Origin of the sequence: Yersinia enterocolitica subsp. enterocolitica, from assembly GCF_901472495.1 — a bacterium.
Taxonomy (GTDB): domain Bacteria; phylum Pseudomonadota; class Gammaproteobacteria; order Enterobacterales; family Enterobacteriaceae; genus Yersinia; species Yersinia enterocolitica.
This window is the reverse complement of record NZ_LR590469.1, coordinates 2674995-2691532: the sequence shown is the minus strand read 5'-3', so window position 1 is coordinate 2691532 and position 16538 is coordinate 2674995. Positions and strand designations below refer to the sequence as shown.

Genomic DNA, 16538 nt, shown 5'->3' with positions numbered 1-16538 from the left:
AGAGACTAGGGATGGGGTATTTCCTGCGAATATTATTATGTCTGTATGGGCTATTTATTATAACTGCTGGCTATGCCAGCGTTACCCAAGAAATTATTTTAGGCGTTGATCAGGAAAATGTTTATGGGCCATTACTTAAAAATAAACGTATTGGCTTAATGGTCAACCAAAGCTCGATTAACAAGGAAGGACGTCATACCATCGACAAATTGTTATCCGAGCAGAATAAATTCCATTTTACAGTGACAAAACTATTCTCTGTTGAGCACGGTATCCGTGGGAATGCAGATGCCGGATTAGGGGATGATAATCACATCGATAAACAGAGCGGTCTTCCTATTATTTCTTTATATGGAAGAGATAAAGATGGGCGAATGAGGGCACATCCCACTGAAGCGCAGTTATCTGATGTTGATATCGTTATTTATGATTTACAGGATGTTGGTGTTCGTTATTTTACCTACACTATTTCCATGCATCATATGTTGGAAAGCCTGCAAAAGTATCATAAACAATTTATGGTATTTGATCGGCCGAACCCACTCGGAAACCATGTTTATGGGCCAATTCTTGAAGAGAAGAACATTTCAGGTATTGGTATGCATCCTGTCCCTATGGTGCACGGACTGACGTCTGGGGAGTTTGCTCGTATGATAATAAATGAGGGGTGGTTAACACATTTCAATGATTCAAATTGGCAGGCATTTGGTATTAAAGCTTACCAGTTTCCCCCAGAAGATTTGACTGTTATCGCCATGGGCAATTACACACATAATTCGCCTTATTTATTGCCAGTAAGACCTTCGCCAAATTTACGCAGTGATTTGGCTATTCAGCTTTACCCTTCTTTGGGATTATTTGAAGCAACCAGTGTTAATATGGGTCGAGGTTCAGACTATCCCTTTGAGCAGTTGGGTTTCCCATCCAGGAAGTTTTATATTAACACCTGCTATCACGTAGATATTAACCAGCAGAGAACTGGTTGGCCGCAAGCGGGCAAAGAAGTGTGTGGCGAAAAATTTACTGCCGCCAATATAGCCGATATTAAGCCGACGATACGTTATTTTGTTGAATGGTGGTTTAAATTTAAAGATGCGAGTTATTCTATGGTCCTTTCCCCACAGAGGGAGGCCAATTATCTGGAACATCAGGAAGAGTATTTTCTAATACGACCTACTTGGTTGGCTAAATTAACAGGTACGCGCAATCTGGTTAAATTAATGGAAGAAGCAGATAAGAAGAAATTAACTGTCGATGAGACCGTGAATTATCTGGAGTCTAACTGGCAGCCCGATCTTGATAATTATCTGAAGTTACGCGAGAAATATAAAATTTATCCTTAAATCTTATTTTTTTCTTTGACGTTTGGGGTGTTGGTGAGAACTACCCCCCTTTTTTGCGATTACTGTCTTGGGTAGCATAATCACGCATTTAAACCAAATAAAAAGGAGTCAGACGATTTCTCATCTAACTCCTTGTTTTATTTGGTGGCCCCTACTGGACTTGAACCAGTGACCAAGCGATTATGAGTCGCGTGCTCTAACCAACTGAGCTAAGGGGCCAAACTTGGACGCTGATTATACGGTAGTTTCTATCCTGCGGTCTAGAGCTGATAAATCAGATGGGTGTTTTCTGCGCAAAATTAAGGTTTTTTACGGACATAGCAGCTAACGGCGCATGAATATTGGCCTTAAGAAGGGCCTGAATGGCCAAAAAGAAAAACCCCGGCATGCCGGGGTTTTTGTGTGCTTGTCACGGCAACCGACGATTAATCGTCAAGGAAGCTGCGCAGCACTTCAGAGCGGCTTGGGTGACGCAGTTTACGCAGTGCCTTAGCTTCGATCTGACGGATACGCTCACGGGTGACATCGAACTGTTTGCCCACTTCTTCCAGAGTGTGGTCAGTGTTCATATCGATACCGAAACGCATACGCAGAACTTTCGCTTCACGCGCGGTCAGGCCAGCTAACACGTCGTGAGTGGCAGAACGCAGGCTCTCAGAGGTGGCAGAGTCCAGCGGCAGCTCCAGAGTGGTATCTTCAATGAAATCGCCCAGATGTGAATCTTCATCATCACCGATTGGGGTTTCCATTGAGATTGGCTCTTTCGCAATCTTCAATACTTTACGGATTTTGTCTTCCGGCATCAGCATGCGTTCAGCCAACTCTTCCGGCGTTGGCTCGCGGCCCATCTCTTGCAGCATCTGGCGCGAAATACGGTTGAGTTTGTTAATGGTCTCAATCATATGCACCGGAATACGGATAGTACGTGCCTGGTCCGCGATAGAGCGGGTGATAGCCTGACGAATCCACCAAGTTGCATAGGTTGAGAACTTATAACCACGGCGGTATTCGAATTTATCTACTGCTTTCATCAAACCGATATTGCCTTCCTGAATTAAATCAAGGAACTGCAAACCACGGTTGGTGTATTTTTTCGCAATAGAGATAACCAGACGCAGGTTAGCCTCAACCATTTCTTTCTTGGCGCGACGCGCTTTCGCTTCACCGATAGACATACGGCGGTTGATGTCTTTCACTTGCTCAATGGTCAGGCCGGTTTCTTCTTCGATCTGACGTAGTTTTTGCAAGCTACGTTGCACATCGTCCGAAACATCTTTCAGTTTTTCAGACCATGGCTTACCCATAGCAATTGCAGCTGCAAACCAGGTATCGCTGGTTTCATTGCTGGTAAACAGGGTAACGAAGTTCTTCTTCGGCATTTTGCACTGTTCAACACACAGTTTCATGATGATACGTTCTTGAGTACGAACGCGGTCCATCATGGCACGCATGTTATTGACCAGATAGTCGAACTGCTTCGGTACCAGGCGGAACTGTTTGAACACTTCAGAAAGCTTCAGAATCTCAGCAGCAGCGTTGGCGTGGCTACGACCATTCTTCTTGATTTCCAAACGTGCGTTTTCGTACTGCTCACGCAATTCGCTGAATTTCTGGCGTGCCAGCTCTGGATCGATGCTGTTGTCGTCTTCTTCTTCTTCGTCGTCTTCATCTTCGTCGTCGTCATCATCCATTTCTTCAGTGGATAATTCAGAACCAACGTGAGTTGCAGTCGGCGCAATATCTTCTTCGGCGTTTGGATCAACAAAGCCGGTGATCAGGTCAGATAGACGAGCTTCGCCCGCCTCAACGCGATCATATTGCTCCAATAGGTAAGTAATCGCTTCAGGGTATTCAGCCACTGAGCACTGGACCTGATTGATACCGTCTTCGATACGTTTGGCAATATCAATCTCGCCTTCACGCGTCAATAGCTCAACGGTACCCATTTCACGCATGTACATACGCACCGGGTCGGTTGTACGCCCGATTTCGGATTCAACACTGGACAACACCTGTGCAGCAGCTTCAGCCGCGTCATCGTCGGTATCAGTGGTGTTCTCGGCCAGCATTAAATCATCGGCATCAGGGGCTTCTTCCAGCACCTGTATGCCCATGTCATTAATCATCTGGATGATGTCTTCGATCTGATCGGAATCGACGATATCTTCCGGCAGATGGTCATTGACCTCAGCATAGGTCAGATAGCCTTGCTCCTTACCACGGGTGACAAGTAGCTTCAGCTGTGACTGCGGGTTTTGCTCCATAAGACGGTATCCACACTTCAGAGTATTTGGGTTGGTGTCGGTCGGCGAAACCGCCAACAATAGCATTTGGGGCTTTTTTTTGTCGCCGCTGCCCGCCATGACGGCATATTGTGGGGATTTGCCCCCACATTTATCGGCAATTAAGCCGTTGGGTGTTTCATTTTTTTCTGGCTAACGCCAGATTCAAAGACCAAAGCTCTTTACGTTCTTCGGCGTTTAATCCATGAGTACGATCACGCGCTATAAGTGTTTCCTGACGTTGCTCCAATATGGAGTCATACAGGCTGGTTAGCGTATCGACAAAAGTCTGTTCGACCATATCCTCAACAATCATGTGGTTCCATGTTGCGAGAGTTTCAAGTTGTTGGCTGAATTTATTATCACGATACAGTTCTAATAACTGCCCGGTTGTCAGCCCCGGTTGGGCCAAACACGTCTCAACCAACTCAATAAATAACGGTAAACCGGCCAACTTGGCTTGCTCGACACCCTTTAGTGAGGGGATGAGTGTCGCCAGTTGTGGATTTTGTACCAATAGCCCTATAAGTATACGCATGGTTGTGCGTTTTAGCTGGGGCGGCTGGTAGGTATTTGCATTTTCAGCCTGCTTTGGCATTAGCTTATCGAGCTGGCTGTCATCGAGCAGACCCAACTTATTACCGAGTTGCTGGCGCAAGTAAAGCCGTAAGGTTTCACCGGGCACCTGACTGATTAAAGGGAGTGCCAGCGTGCTTAACTTGGCTCGCCCATCTGGGCTGCTCAAATCCACTTGTGGCATCAATGTTTCGAACAAGAAGGTTGAGAGTGGCTGCGCCTCCTCCATCCGCTGTTCGAATGCCTCTTTCCCTTCTTTACGTACCAGAGTGTCTGGATCTTCGCCATCAGGCAAAAACATAAAGCGTAGCTGACGCCCATCATTTAGATAGGGCAATGCTGTCTCTAATGCACGCCAGGCTGCATCTCTACCGGCACGATCGCCGTCATAACAACAAATTACGTTATCCGTTGCGCGGAATAATAATTGGATATGTTCAGCAGTTGTCGCTGTACCCAGTGAGGCAACGGCATAATCAATACCAAATTGCGCCAGTGCGACCACATCCATATAACCTTCCACCACCAGTAGCCGTGTTGGGTTAGGGTGGCTCACTTGCGCTTCATACAAGCCGTATAACTGGCGGCCCTTATGAAATATTTCTGTTTCTGGGGAGTTGAGGTACTTCGGCACTCCGTCACCCAGAATTCGCCCACCAAAAGCGATAACCCGCCCGCGTTTATCGCGGATAGGGAACATAACGCGCTCACGAAAACGATCGTAAACTCGCCCTGTATCATTAGTCACCAGCATCCCGGCATCGTTCAGCGCGGTACGGCTTTCACCATCGCGACCAAAACGTTTTAAGGCGTTGTCCCAACCTGGGGGGGCAAAACCGATAGCAAAATGTTGGATGATTTCTTCACTCAAACCGCGATGTTTAAGATATTCGCGTGCCTGATTGGCGTTCTGGCCTTTGAGTGATTGTTGATAGAATGCACTTAGGCTTTCCATCAGTTGATAAAGACTTTGTCGTTGATGGCGTTCTAACTGAGTGGTACCGGTTCCTGCCTCGTAAGGCACTTCCAGCCCGTGCATGGTGGCTAATTCTTCGATACTTTCGACAAACTCAAGCCTGTCGTAATTCATCAAGAAATCAACAGCATTGCCATGCGCACCACAGCCAAAACAGTGGTAAAACTGTTTTTCGCCGTTAACGGTGAATGAGGGGGTTTTCTCATGATGGAACGGACAGCACGCATGGTAATTTTTGCCTTGCTTCTTCAGCTTTACCCGAGCATCGATAAGGTCGACGATGTCGGTGCGAGCCAGCAAGTCATTGATAAATACGCGTGGAATTCGTCCAGCCATAAGCCCCTATTCGGTCAGTCCATAAACGAGAACAAGCCGCGCATTCCTTTCGGAAAGCACGGCCTTCGTATGCAACTACTCGATCTGCGCGTTCTTAGAACATAAAAAACTACGCGGTGGGGTTACCCCCGAAGAATTAATACAGACGAGTGCGGCGTGCGTTTTCGCGAGCCAATTTCTTCGCGTGACGTTTTACAGCAGAAGCTTTAGCGCGTTTACGTTCGGTAGTCGGTTTTTCATAGAACTCACGACGACGAACTTCAGCTAATACACCTGCTTTTTCGCAAGAGCGTTTGAAACGACGAAGAGCTACGTCGAATGGCTCGTTTTCACGTACTTTAATTACCGGCATGTGCCTCTCACCTCAATAGAAATCGGTTTGCTGCTGGCCAATCGCCAGCCTTCTCAAAATGGTGCGGAATTTTACTTCAATGGATGCTGCTTTGTAAAGCACCACAGCAAATTGAAACAGGCACGCCCCTGTGATGTCGCCCTCGTTCTTTACAAGAAAGTTGGTGCCAGGAGTGCGACGGCCGCTGATTATATACTAAACAGGGCCATTGATCGAATTTATCAACATTATTTTCAAATGTGACAACTATCAACAACATTCATCCTGTTGGATAGCCAAAATGCCGTTTTTCCGTTCAATTTGGTATCAGAAATCATGACGAGCGACACGGTTATGCTAAACTATCGGCCGCACGTGAATGATGGGAAATGTAATGCGAGTTTTGGGTATAGAAACATCCTGCGATGAAACCGGAATTGCAGTGTATGACGATGAAACCGGTCTGTTAGCTAACCAATTGTACAGTCAGGTTAAATTGCATGCTGATTATGGCGGCGTTGTACCTGAGCTGGCTTCCCGTGATCATGTGCGCAAAACAGTGCCATTGATTCAGGCTGCACTGAAAGAAGCTAATTTGAGCGCCAAAGATATTGATGGCGTGGCGTATACCGCAGGCCCCGGCTTGGTTGGCGCATTGCTGGTCGGTGCCACTGTAGGGCGTGCATTAGCTTTTGCCTGGGGGGTTCCCGCCGTGCCCGTTCATCATATGGAAGGCCACTTATTGGCTCCGATGTTGGAAGAAAATGCACCCGAGTTTCCGTTTGTCGCCTTGTTGGTTTCCGGTGGCCATACGCAATTAATCAGTGTGACTGGCATTGGCGAATATCTGTTGCTGGGCGAATCTGTCGATGATGCGGCAGGTGAAGCTTTTGATAAAACAGCGAAATTGCTAGGTCTGGATTACCCCGGCGGGCCAATGTTGTCACGTATGGCACAGCTTGGAACGGCTGGACGGTTCACTTTCCCGCGCCCAATGACTGATCGTCCCGGCCTGGATTTCAGTTTTTCTGGCCTGAAAACTTTCGCGGCAAATACTATTCGTGCCAACGGCACTGATGATCAGACTCGTGCTGATATTGCGCGAGCATTCGAAGATGCGGTGGTCGATACACTGGCAATCAAATCAAAACGCGCACTGGAGCAAACCGGTTTTAAACGTTTAGTGATTGCTGGCGGCGTGAGTGCTAATCGCACATTGCGCAGTAAATTGGCTGAAATGATGCAAAAACGTGGTGGCGAAGTGTTCTACGCCCGGCCAGAGTTTTGTACCGATAATGGCGCGATGATCGCCTATGCTGGGTTGATCAGGCTGAAAAGTGGTGTGAATAGCGAGTTGAGTGTGTCGGTCAGGCCGCGCTGGCCGTTGGCTGAGTTGCCGAAAGTCTGATCAGAAAGTCTGAGTGGGGCTGTGGCTGTGTTGCTGTGTCATCTCGTGATGCTCACATACTGATGTATGCTCCGCTCTCTCAATTCCTGGCGCCTTGCCTCGCTCCCGCTCAGTCATTCTGGACTCGGTGGGATGGCGCGGTAATTGGGTAAAATTAATCTTCTTCTTTCTCTTCCAACTCTGCGGCTTCTTCAGCGGGAGTTTTTTGCTTTTTCTTTCTGAGTTTGTCCCAGATTTTACTTTCTTTGCCGCGCCATAAACGCTGGATATTGTCGTGATGACGCATCAGGATCAGGCAGGAGAGCATAGCCACAGGGAAGGTGAATTGTGGTTTGAACCACCAGACGTAAAATGGTGCGATCAGCGCGCTGATAATTGCGCCCAAAGATGAATAGCCGCTTAATAAAACCGTCAGTAGCCAAGTGCCCGTCATCAGGCCAGTCAGATCCCAGCCAATCGGTGCGATGGCACCAAAGGCAGTGGCGACGCCTTTGCCACCTTTAAAGTGGAAAAATACCGGATAAATATGGCCCAGACAGGCAGCAATAGCAGTAAGTCCAAGATACAGTGGCGAAACATGCAGCAGGTAAGCTATCCAAACCGGTAACATACCTTTCAGCACATCAAAAATCAGTACGGTTGCAGCGGCGGTGCGGCCACCGATACGTAGTACGTTGGTTGCCCCGGGATTACCGGAGCCATGTTCACGCGGATCTGGTAGCTTGGCAACTCGACATACCAGAACAGCACTGGAAATTGAGCCACACAAATACGCGAAGATAATCATGCCAAGCGCGATAGCACTCATAACACCGCCCTGTTGAATAATGATCGTTTTAATCGCAACATCTGTGGATAATACGCATATTCGGCTGGAAGTGGTATCCGGCAGGCACAAAAACAGAGAATGACGTGATGGACATCGTATTTATTGAGAAACTCAGTGTCATAACCACCATCGGTGTTTATGACTGGGAACAGACCATTCAGCAAAAACTAGTGTTCGATATCGAAATGGGTTGGGATAACCGCAAAGCCGCTGCCAGCGATGATGTCAATGATTGCCTAAGCTATGCAGATATCAGCGATGCCGTCATCAAGCACGTGGAAATGCAGCGTTTTGCACTGGTTGAGCGAGTTGCTGAAGAGATTGCCGATCTATTGCTGCAACGATTTAATTCGCCTTGGGTGCGGATTAAGGTGAGCAAGCCGGGGGCGGTTGCTCAGGCGCGTAATGTCGGTGTGGTTATTGAACGCGGTCAACGGATTGGGTGATTTTTGCTGCACCACGACATAAAAATGCAACCCTATATTGATAATGTGGTCCGAGTTATTGATTAACGTGATATTTTTTACATACAGAAATTGAACGGCACTGTTTCTCACATTGCCGTTTTTTTTTGACTTCTATTACAGGGCATTGGGTATCGTAGATGACGGATATGTATTCGCTGTTTGTGGCTTTTGTTTTGGGCGTGGTTGAAGGGCTTACTGAGTTCCTGCCGGTTTCATCTACTGGGCATATGATTATTGTCGGTGAGCTATTGGGCTTTACCGGCGATAAAGCAAAAACCTTTGAAGTCATTATTCAATTAGGGTCGATTCTGGCCGTGGTGGTGGTGTTCTGGCGGCGCTTATTTGGCCTGATCGGTATCCATTTTGGTAAAGTGCCTCATGAAGGGAAAACCAACGGCCACCTGACATTGGGCCATATTTTGCTGGCGATGATCCCCGCTGTTGGCTTGGGATTGGCTTTCCATGATGTCATTAAGTCGTTATTTAACCCGCAAAGTGTCATGTATGCATTAGTCGCTGGCGGTTTGCTCTTGCTGGCTGCGGAGTGGTTTAAACCTAAAAATCCTAAGGCTACCGGGCTGGATGATATTACCTATCGGCAGGCTTTTGCCATTGGTTGTTTCCAGTGTTTGGCGTTATGGCCGGGTTTTTCCCGCTCGGGTGCCACCATTTCAGGTGGGATGCTGGTCGGTGTAAATCGCTACGCAGCCTCTGAATTTTCCTTTATTTTGGCAGTACCGATGATGCTCGGGGCCAGTGGATTAGATCTGTATAAGAGTCTACATTTCCTGAGCTGGGGCGATTTACCGATGTTTGCCGTCGGGTTTATCACCGCATTTGTTGTCGCGCTAATTGCTATCAAAACCTTCCTGTCATTGATTAAACGTATCTCTTTCGTGCCTTTTGCGATTTATCGCTTTATTGTAGCGGCAGCGGTCTACTGGGTCTTTATGTAATATACCCGTTATACTTCAAGCTGCATGTGCGTTGGCTACGTTCAATAGCCCGAATCACTTACTCATGTAAGCTCATCGGGTTCTCTCGCTTGCCGCCTTCCTGCAACTCGAATTATTTAGGGTATAAAAAGTGCAGCAGAATATAAAAAGCCCGAACAATCAGGGCTTTTTTGTTTTATCGCCTGAGGGTTAATTTAGGGGGGAAATCACTTCTTGAGTCAGCTTCCATTCAGCCAATGCTTGCTGGCGGCGGCGTTTCAGTTCATCACGAATAGCCAAACCCTGTAGCCCACTGGCAACGACTTCCTGCACTGAGACTCCGTTAGCAATACGGAACGCAGTACGTAAATAGTCGCCCTGCGGGTATGGGTTTTCTTCAAATCCAGTACGGCCTCGGGCATCAGCTTCGCTGGTCATTATCATTTGCTCAAGGCGTTCTGGTTTACGCCATACATCAATAGCATCGAACAGTTTAAGCAGGGTTTCAGGTCGGAGCTTATTCACCGTATGGATTAGATCATGGTATTCAGCGACCAGTTTTGCTAAATCTCGCACTGGATTTGGCACCCGTAAACGCTGGCATAGCTGTTCGACCAATTTCACGCCCGCAGGGCCATGCCCATGATGATGGGGCCAGAACTCTTTAGGTGTCAGACCTTTGCCTAAATCATGGCAGAGTGCGGCAAAGCGCACATCAACCTCTGGACTGAGTTGCGCGGCCATAGCCAGCGTCATCAGAGTATGAATGCCAGTATCAATTTCCGGATGCCATTTTTCCGGCGCAGGGACACCAAATAAACGCTCAATCTCTGGGAACAGCACCGCCAGTGCGCCGCAATCGCGTAATACCTGAAAATAGATTTGCGGGCTTTGCGTTTTGAGTGCTTTTTCGGTCTCTTTCCATACGCGTTCTGGTGTCAAAGCAGAAAGTTCGCCACTTTTAGCCATTGCTGCCATCAATGATTGAGTTTCTGAGGCGACGGTAAAGCCCAAATGCGCAAAACGGGCAGCGAAACGAGCCACCCGCAGAACCCGCAGTGGATCCTCGCCAAATGCATCTGAGACATGGCGTAATACACGTTTCTCTATATCTTGTTGGCCATTGTAGGGATCAAATAGCTCACCTTCGCTGCTACGCGCAATGGCGTTGATGGTCAAATCGCGGCGCAGTAAATCGTCTTCCAGAGTGACATCCGGGGCGGCGTAGCAAGTAAAACCGGTATAACCCTGGCCTGATTTACGTTCGGTACGGGCCAACGCGTATTCTTCATGGGTGACCGGGTGAAGAAATACCGGGAAATCTTTACCGACCTGTTGGTAACCTTGCGCGAGTAGCTGTTCTGGTGTAGCACCTACCACCACCCAGTCCTGCTCGGTCACGGGTAGGTTTAATAAGCTGTCGCGTACGGCACCGCCGACCAAATAGGTTTTCATATAAATCCTTCGTTCTTGACGTTGCAGCGTTGTTAGCGGCTCTCACTCACCCGAATCACTTACTTATGTAAGCTCATCGGGATTCATTCGCTTGCTGCCTGGCTGGAACGCCAACAACTTTGGATAGGCTCTTCGTTCTTGACGTTGCAGTTTTATTGAACTGCTATTAGTTCATCCAGCGGTTATTCTTTTTACGGCTGGGGATCAGATGAGGCAGAATCAGGCCCAGTAATAAGCCGATCCCCGCAACACCGCCGCCGTACATAAACCATTGCAGAATAATAGTGCGCTGCTTGTCATCCAATTGCAGATTTACCGCGTTGACCTTCTTCTGAGCCACCACTAACTGGTTTTTCAATGACTCATTTTCTTTTTGTAATTCGGAAATGACGCTGTCGCTGGCGGCCACTTTTTGTTGCATTTCAGCGGTGCGTTGATTCCAGCTATTATCAATATTAGCCAGTTTATCGGTGAGTGTTTTGACCTGTTGTTCAAGGTCGGGAACCCGAACGCGTAAGCTGGGTGTTTCGCTCAATTGATCCAGCGGAATCCAGGTGGTTTTCCCTTTACTGTCGCGGATTTGGCCGTAATTTGTGCCGTCATTAACGCTTATCAGGGTAACTTCATCCCCACCTTTTAGCGTGCCCACAATACGGTATTGGTTACCGGGGCCGCTATGAACGTAGGTATCCAGCTCATCAGAGATGTAACGTTTTTCTTCAGCGTAAGCGCTCAAGGAAAGAGTGAGACTTAGCACTATGAGGCAAATTAGGCGTAATTTCTGCATTAGAGAGTCATTTATGAGTGAATTTATGGGACGATAGTAGTGTGTTCAGTTTGCCGACGCAACGCATAAACCGGAATGAGAACTATCTTACTCTCATAGCCAGCGCGGCTTTAGCCCTTTGGTTGCTTATTTTAACGACGGTGAAAATTTGTCTTATGAAGCTTTAGGGTAGACCGGTGAAAACAGGTTAAAATAGAGTTTGTCTCAGGGCTGCCGCGTGCGTGTTTTTTGTTTTAAAGCAGAGAAGTTTGTGTAAAACAGGCAAATCACCGCGAAAAAGGCATAATGCCCATAATCTCACAACATACCGGTGTGAATGAAATTATGACCGTTGAAATAGAATTAAAATTTATTGCTACACCTGCGGCCATTGCCGCTTTGCCAGAGCGAATCACCTCTTGGCAAAGCCAGCATTCTGCGCCGCAAACGCTGACGAATATCTATTTTGAAACGGCGGATAACCGTCTGCGCCAACATGATATTGGCTTACGTATTCGTGGTTATGATGGCCGCTATGAAATGACGGTTAAGACCGGCGGTAAAGTGGTCGGCGGTTTGCATCAACGGGCTGAATACAACGTTGATATTGATAACGACAAATTAGATCTGGCACGTTTCCCCGCTGATATCTGGCCGGAAGGGTGGGTGGTTGATGCGCTACAAACCGAGTTACAACCATTATTTCGTACCGATTTTACCCGTGAGAAGTGGGTAATTACTTACGGTGAAAGTGAGATAGAGCTTGCTCTTGACCTGGGTGCTATTAGTGCGGGTGAGTTATCAGAGCCATTAAGTGAAATTGAATTGGAACTCAAGAAAGGCAATCAGACCGATTTACTGGCACTGGCGACTGAACTGGCACAAATAGGTGGTTTACGGCAGGGGAACTTGAGTAAAGCGGCGCGCGGCTATCATTTAGCACAAGGTAGTCATTTGTCTCAAGGTCAGCCACCACGTGAATTGCGCCCGTTGTTAGTGTTACAACCTGCGCCGAAATCTACCGTCGAGCAAGGTATGGTTGCCGGGCTGGAAATGGCGTTGGACCACTGGCAGTATCATGAGGAATTATGGTTGCGCGGTGAGGCTGCGGCCAAGCCAATGATTATCGAGGCTTTAGGGATGATTCGCCAGACATTGGCTATTTTTGGTGGGTTGGTGCCACGCAAAGCCAGCACTGAGTTACGTGCGGCATTAATTGCGCTGGAACCCCAGTTAGAGCCGAAAAATGCCAAGGCCGAGCTCATTTGTTATAGCGCTGATTATCTGAAATGTAAGTTGGCGCTCACATCGTGGCTGGTGACTGCCGGCTGGCGGCCGTTTATGGATGACAAAGCGCGAGCCAAGTTTGAGGGTTCGTTCAAACGCTTCTGCGACATCATGCTGAGCCGCAGTGCTGCTGACCTAAAAGAGGCCTTTGGTCACAACCTGGATGATGATGGTTATCTGGCACAATTGCCGCGTTTAAACCGGCAGATTATGTCTTTCCAGTTGCTCTCCGGTTTCTATCCACAAAGTGAATGGCATCCATACATTGATGGCTGGTTTGGTTTACAACAGGCCATTATGGAGCGGCAGGGTCACTGGCGTGATACCGCCCGTAAAGAAGCGCTGTCTCAGCCCGCGTTCTGGTTGAATGGGGCTGTGCGTTAATAGAATTTATACCCAAAGTCGTTGAAGTCGCAGGTCGGCGGCAAGCGAATAAGTCCCGATGGCTTACATGGGTAAGTGATTCGGGCGCGTGAGTGCGGGCAACACCGTTGCGGCTTCAAATACGGAGGGTATATAAGGAATGATATGTTGCCACTCCCTTCAGAATTACAGATTCAGGCGCAGAATATACAGCAGCGCTTTTATGAGTTACCAGCGCCACTGAGCTTACGTGAAGAAGATATCGCAGTATTGGTATTGAGTGATTTTGTCAGTGACATGTTACTGATTCACCCTGATTGGCTGGATGAGCTGCATCAGCAGCCGCCACAACCGCAGGAGTGGCAATTTTATCAACAATGGCTCAGTCAGGCACTGGCCGAGGTGCAAGATGAAGCCGCGTTGCTAGCAGCATTGCGACTATTTCGCCGCCGAATTATGGTGCGTATCGCCTGGTCGCAGGCACTGGAAACCAGCAGCACGACAGATACCCTGCAACAGCTAAGTTGGTTGGCCGAAAGCTTGATTATTGCCGCACGCGACTGGTTATATCAGGCGTGCTGTCGTGAATTCGGTACACCCTGTAACAGTGAAGGCGTGCCGCAGCCTTTGCTCATTTTAGGTATGGGGAAATTAGGTGGCGGCGAGCTGAATTTTTCGTCGGATATCGACTTGATCTTTGCTTATCCAGAAAACGGCCAGACTCAGGGAGGGCGGCGTCAGTTGGATAATGCCCAGTTCTTTACTCGTCTGGGGCAACGGCTGATTAAGGCATTAGACCAGCAAACGATAGACGGCTTTGTCTATCGGGTAGATATGCGCCTGCGCCCGTTTGGCGATAGTGGCCCACTGGTGTTGAGCTTCGCTGCACTGGAAGATTATTACCAAGAGCAAGGGCGCGACTGGGAGCGCTACGCTATGGTGAAAGCTCGCTTGATGGGGGGAGCGGAAGACCATTACAGCAAGGAACTGCGCCAAACTTTACGCCCCTTTGTTTTCCGCCGTTATATTGATTTCAGTGTGATTCAGTCGCTGCGTAATATGAAAGGGATGATCGCCCGTGAAGTTCGCCGGCGCGGCTTGAAAGACAATATCAAACTGGGCGCGGGTGGAATTCGTGAAATCGAGTTCATTACCCAGGTATTTCAGTTGATTCGGGGGGGCCGTGAACCGCGTCTACAAGAGCGTGCTTTGCTGCCGACCTTACAGGCCGTGGCCGAGTTGGGGTTATTGCCGGAACAACAGGTGGCGGATCTCAGTGGTAGCTATCTATTTTTGCGCCGTTTGGAAAATTTACTGCAAGCCATTGCCGACGAGCAAACTCAGACTTTGCCCAGTGATAGCTTGAACCAAGCCCGGTTAGCTTGTGGTATGGGCTATGTGGACTGGGCGGCGATGAATGCTGCGCTAGAGCAGCATATGCAAGCGGTGCGTTTGGTATTTGATCATCTGATTGGTGACGATGCCCCCGATATTGGCGAAGATCCCAGCCACGGTTTGTATAAAAGTTTGTGGCAAGATGTATTGGAAGAGAGTGATTTAGCGCCACTGACACCACATTTAGATGAAGCTGCGCGCAGCCAATTATTGGTCACAATTAATCATTTTCGTCATGATGTGGATAAACGCACCATTGGCCCGCGTGGCCGCGAGGTGCTGGATCAACTGATGCCACGCCTGTTCGCTGAAGTCTGCCCACGCCCAGATGCTAATGTTGCTCTTAGCCGACTGATTCAACTGTTGTTAAGTATTGTGACTCGTACCACCTATCTGGAATTGTTGGTGGAATACCACGCGGCACTGAAACATGTTATTCGCTTATGTTCTGCCTCCCCGATGGTCGCCAGCCAGCTCGCCCGTTACCCACTGTTATTGGACGAATTGCTTGATCCGCAATCGCTCTATCAACCTTTGGAACCCAGCGCCTACCGTGATGAATTGCGTCAATACTTGTTACGGGTGCCACCCGATGATGAGGAGCAACAACTGGAGGCGTTACGTCAGTTTAAGCAGGCTCAACAATTGCGTATTGCCGCTGGAGATATCACCGAGGCGCTGCCGGTAATGAAAGTGAGTGATCACTTAACTTATCTGGCAGAAGCTATGATTGATGCAGTTATCCAACAAGCATGGAATCAAATGGTGGCCCGTTATGGTCAGCCAAGTCATTTGCAACAGCGCGAAGGTCGTGGTTTTGCTGTGATTGGTTATGGCAAGTTGGGGGGCTGGGAACTGGGTTACAGCTCAGATTTGGACTTGGTGTTCCTGCTTGATTGCCCGCTGGACGTGATGACAGACGGTGAGCGTAGTATTGATGGCCGCCAGTTCTATTTGCGTTTGGCGCAACGCGTGATGCATTTATTCAGCACTCGCACCTCGTCAGGTATTTTGTATGAAGTAGATGCGCGGCTAAGACCATCCGGTGAAGCAGGTATGTTGGTGAGTACCATCGAGGCCTTTGCTGACTATCAGCAAAATGAAGCCTGGACGTGGGAGCATCAGGCGCTGGTGCGCGCGCGTATTGTCTATGGTTGCCCTGAATTGCAGCAAAAGTTTGACGCTATTCGCCAGCAAATTCTTTGTCGCCCGCGCGAAGGCTCGCAATTACAGCAGGAAGTTCGCGAAATGCGCGAGAAGATGCGCAATCATTTAGGCAGTAAACAGCGTGATATCTTTGATATCAAAGCCGATGAGGGGGGAATCACCGATATTGAGTTTATCGCTCAATATTTGGTGCTGCGCTATGCCGCCACCGAACCGCGCTTGACCCGTTGGTCTGATAATGTGCGAATTTTCGAGCTAATGGCTAATTACGACATTATGCCGGAGGCGGAAGCGGCGGCATTGACTCGCGCTTATGTCACCATGCGTGATGAGATTCATCATCTGGCATTGCAGGAACAATCAAGCAAGGTTTCTGCTGATTGTTTTGCCGCAGAAAGAGAACAAGTAGCCGCCAGTTGGCATAAATGGTTGGTTGCAGCGCCTTCGGACGTATAGATTCCAGTTATTAATGGTATACAAGGTGTCTGTGATATTATCTGGCACAATATATACTCGTCATACTTCAAGCTGCATGTGTGTTGGCCGCGCTCAATCACCCGAATCACTTACTACAGTAAGCTCGTCGGGATTTACTCGTTTGCCGCCTTCCTGCAACTCGAAT

The 16538-nt window shown here is 48.4% G+C and carries 12 protein-coding genes and 1 tRNA gene; 6 read left to right on the top strand and 7 right to left on the bottom strand.

What is annotated here, in order from left to right:
* Positions 1 to 11: 11 nt before the first annotated feature.
* Entirely contained in the window at positions 12 to 1343 is a 1332-nt protein-coding gene (locus FGL26_RS12825; protein WP_005174141.1) for an exo-beta-N-acetylmuramidase NamZ family protein, read from the top strand.
* A gap of 142 nt (positions 1344 to 1485) precedes the next feature.
* On the opposite strand, the gene FGL26_RS12820 is transcribed toward FGL26_RS12825, so the two are convergent.
* From FGL26_RS12820 to rpsU, 4 genes are all read right to left on the bottom strand, one after another.
* A tRNA-Ile gene (locus tag FGL26_RS12820) sits at positions 1486 to 1562 on the bottom strand.
* A gap of 206 nt (positions 1563 to 1768) precedes the next feature.
* Positions 1769 to 3607, bottom strand: coding sequence for an RNA polymerase sigma factor RpoD (gene rpoD / locus FGL26_RS12815; RefSeq protein WP_005174140.1), 1839 nt, complete (start codon positions 3605 to 3607; stop codon positions 1769 to 1771).
* A gap of 157 nt (positions 3608 to 3764) precedes the next feature.
* Positions 3765 to 5513 (bottom strand): DNA primase, encoded by a 1749-nt coding sequence (gene dnaG, locus FGL26_RS12810; protein ID WP_005174139.1) that lies wholly within the window; start codon positions 5511 to 5513, stop codon positions 3765 to 3767.
* A 136-nt stretch (positions 5514 to 5649) separates the two neighbouring features.
* Entirely contained in the window at positions 5650 to 5865 is a 216-nt protein-coding gene (rpsU, locus tag FGL26_RS12805; RefSeq protein ID WP_001144069.1) for a 30S ribosomal protein S21, read from the bottom strand.
* A gap of 373 nt (positions 5866 to 6238) precedes the next feature.
* Between rpsU and tsaD the strand changes: the two genes are divergently transcribed.
* Entirely contained in the window at positions 6239 to 7252 is a 1014-nt protein-coding gene (gene tsaD, locus FGL26_RS12800) for a tRNA (adenosine(37)-N6)-threonylcarbamoyltransferase complex transferase subunit TsaD (RefSeq protein WP_005160825.1), read from the top strand.
* A gap of 154 nt (positions 7253 to 7406) precedes the next feature.
* On the opposite strand, the gene plsY is transcribed toward tsaD, so the two are convergent.
* The gene (gene plsY / locus FGL26_RS12795; RefSeq protein ID WP_005160822.1) at positions 7407 to 8060 is read right to left on the bottom strand and encodes a glycerol-3-phosphate 1-O-acyltransferase PlsY; all 654 of its coding nucleotides are present in this window, start codon (positions 8058 to 8060) and stop codon (positions 7407 to 7409) included.
* A 107-nt stretch (positions 8061 to 8167) separates the two neighbouring features.
* Here plsY and folB point away from each other — a divergent pair, with 107 nt between their 5' ends.
* Both folB and bacA read left to right on the top strand, forming a co-directional pair.
* Positions 8168 to 8527 (top strand): bifunctional dihydroneopterin aldolase/7,8-dihydroneopterin epimerase, encoded by a 360-nt coding sequence (gene folB / locus FGL26_RS12790; protein WP_005174138.1) that lies wholly within the window; start codon positions 8168 to 8170, stop codon positions 8525 to 8527.
* A gap of 158 nt (positions 8528 to 8685) precedes the next feature.
* Positions 8686 to 9504 carry an undecaprenyl-diphosphate phosphatase gene (gene bacA, locus FGL26_RS12785; protein ID WP_005174137.1) on the top strand — a complete coding sequence of 273 codons (819 nt, stop codon included), beginning with the start codon at positions 8686 to 8688 and terminating at the stop codon, positions 9502 to 9504.
* A gap of 189 nt (positions 9505 to 9693) precedes the next feature.
* On the opposite strand, the gene FGL26_RS12780 is transcribed toward bacA, so the two are convergent.
* On the bottom strand, positions 9694 to 10938 hold the full coding sequence (locus FGL26_RS12780) for a multifunctional CCA addition/repair protein (protein WP_005174131.1): 1245 nt from the start codon (positions 10936 to 10938) through the stop codon (positions 9694 to 9696).
* A gap of 166 nt (positions 10939 to 11104) precedes the next feature.
* Positions 11105 to 11725, bottom strand: coding sequence for a TIGR04211 family SH3 domain-containing protein (locus tag FGL26_RS12775; RefSeq protein ID WP_005174130.1), 621 nt, complete (start codon positions 11723 to 11725; stop codon positions 11105 to 11107).
* A 324-nt stretch (positions 11726 to 12049) separates the two neighbouring features.
* On the opposite strand from FGL26_RS12775, the gene FGL26_RS12770 reads away from it, so the two are divergent.
* Positions 12050 to 13375 carry a CYTH domain-containing protein gene (locus tag FGL26_RS12770; RefSeq protein WP_005174123.1) on the top strand — a complete coding sequence of 442 codons (1326 nt, stop codon included), beginning with the start codon at positions 12050 to 12052 and terminating at the stop codon, positions 13373 to 13375.
* 144 nt (positions 13376 to 13519) lie between these two features.
* Entirely contained in the window at positions 13520 to 16372 is a 2853-nt protein-coding gene (gene glnE, locus FGL26_RS12765) for a bifunctional [glutamate--ammonia ligase]-adenylyl-L-tyrosine phosphorylase/[glutamate--ammonia-ligase] adenylyltransferase (RefSeq protein WP_005174120.1), read from the top strand.
* Positions 16373 to 16538 lie beyond the last annotated feature (166 nt).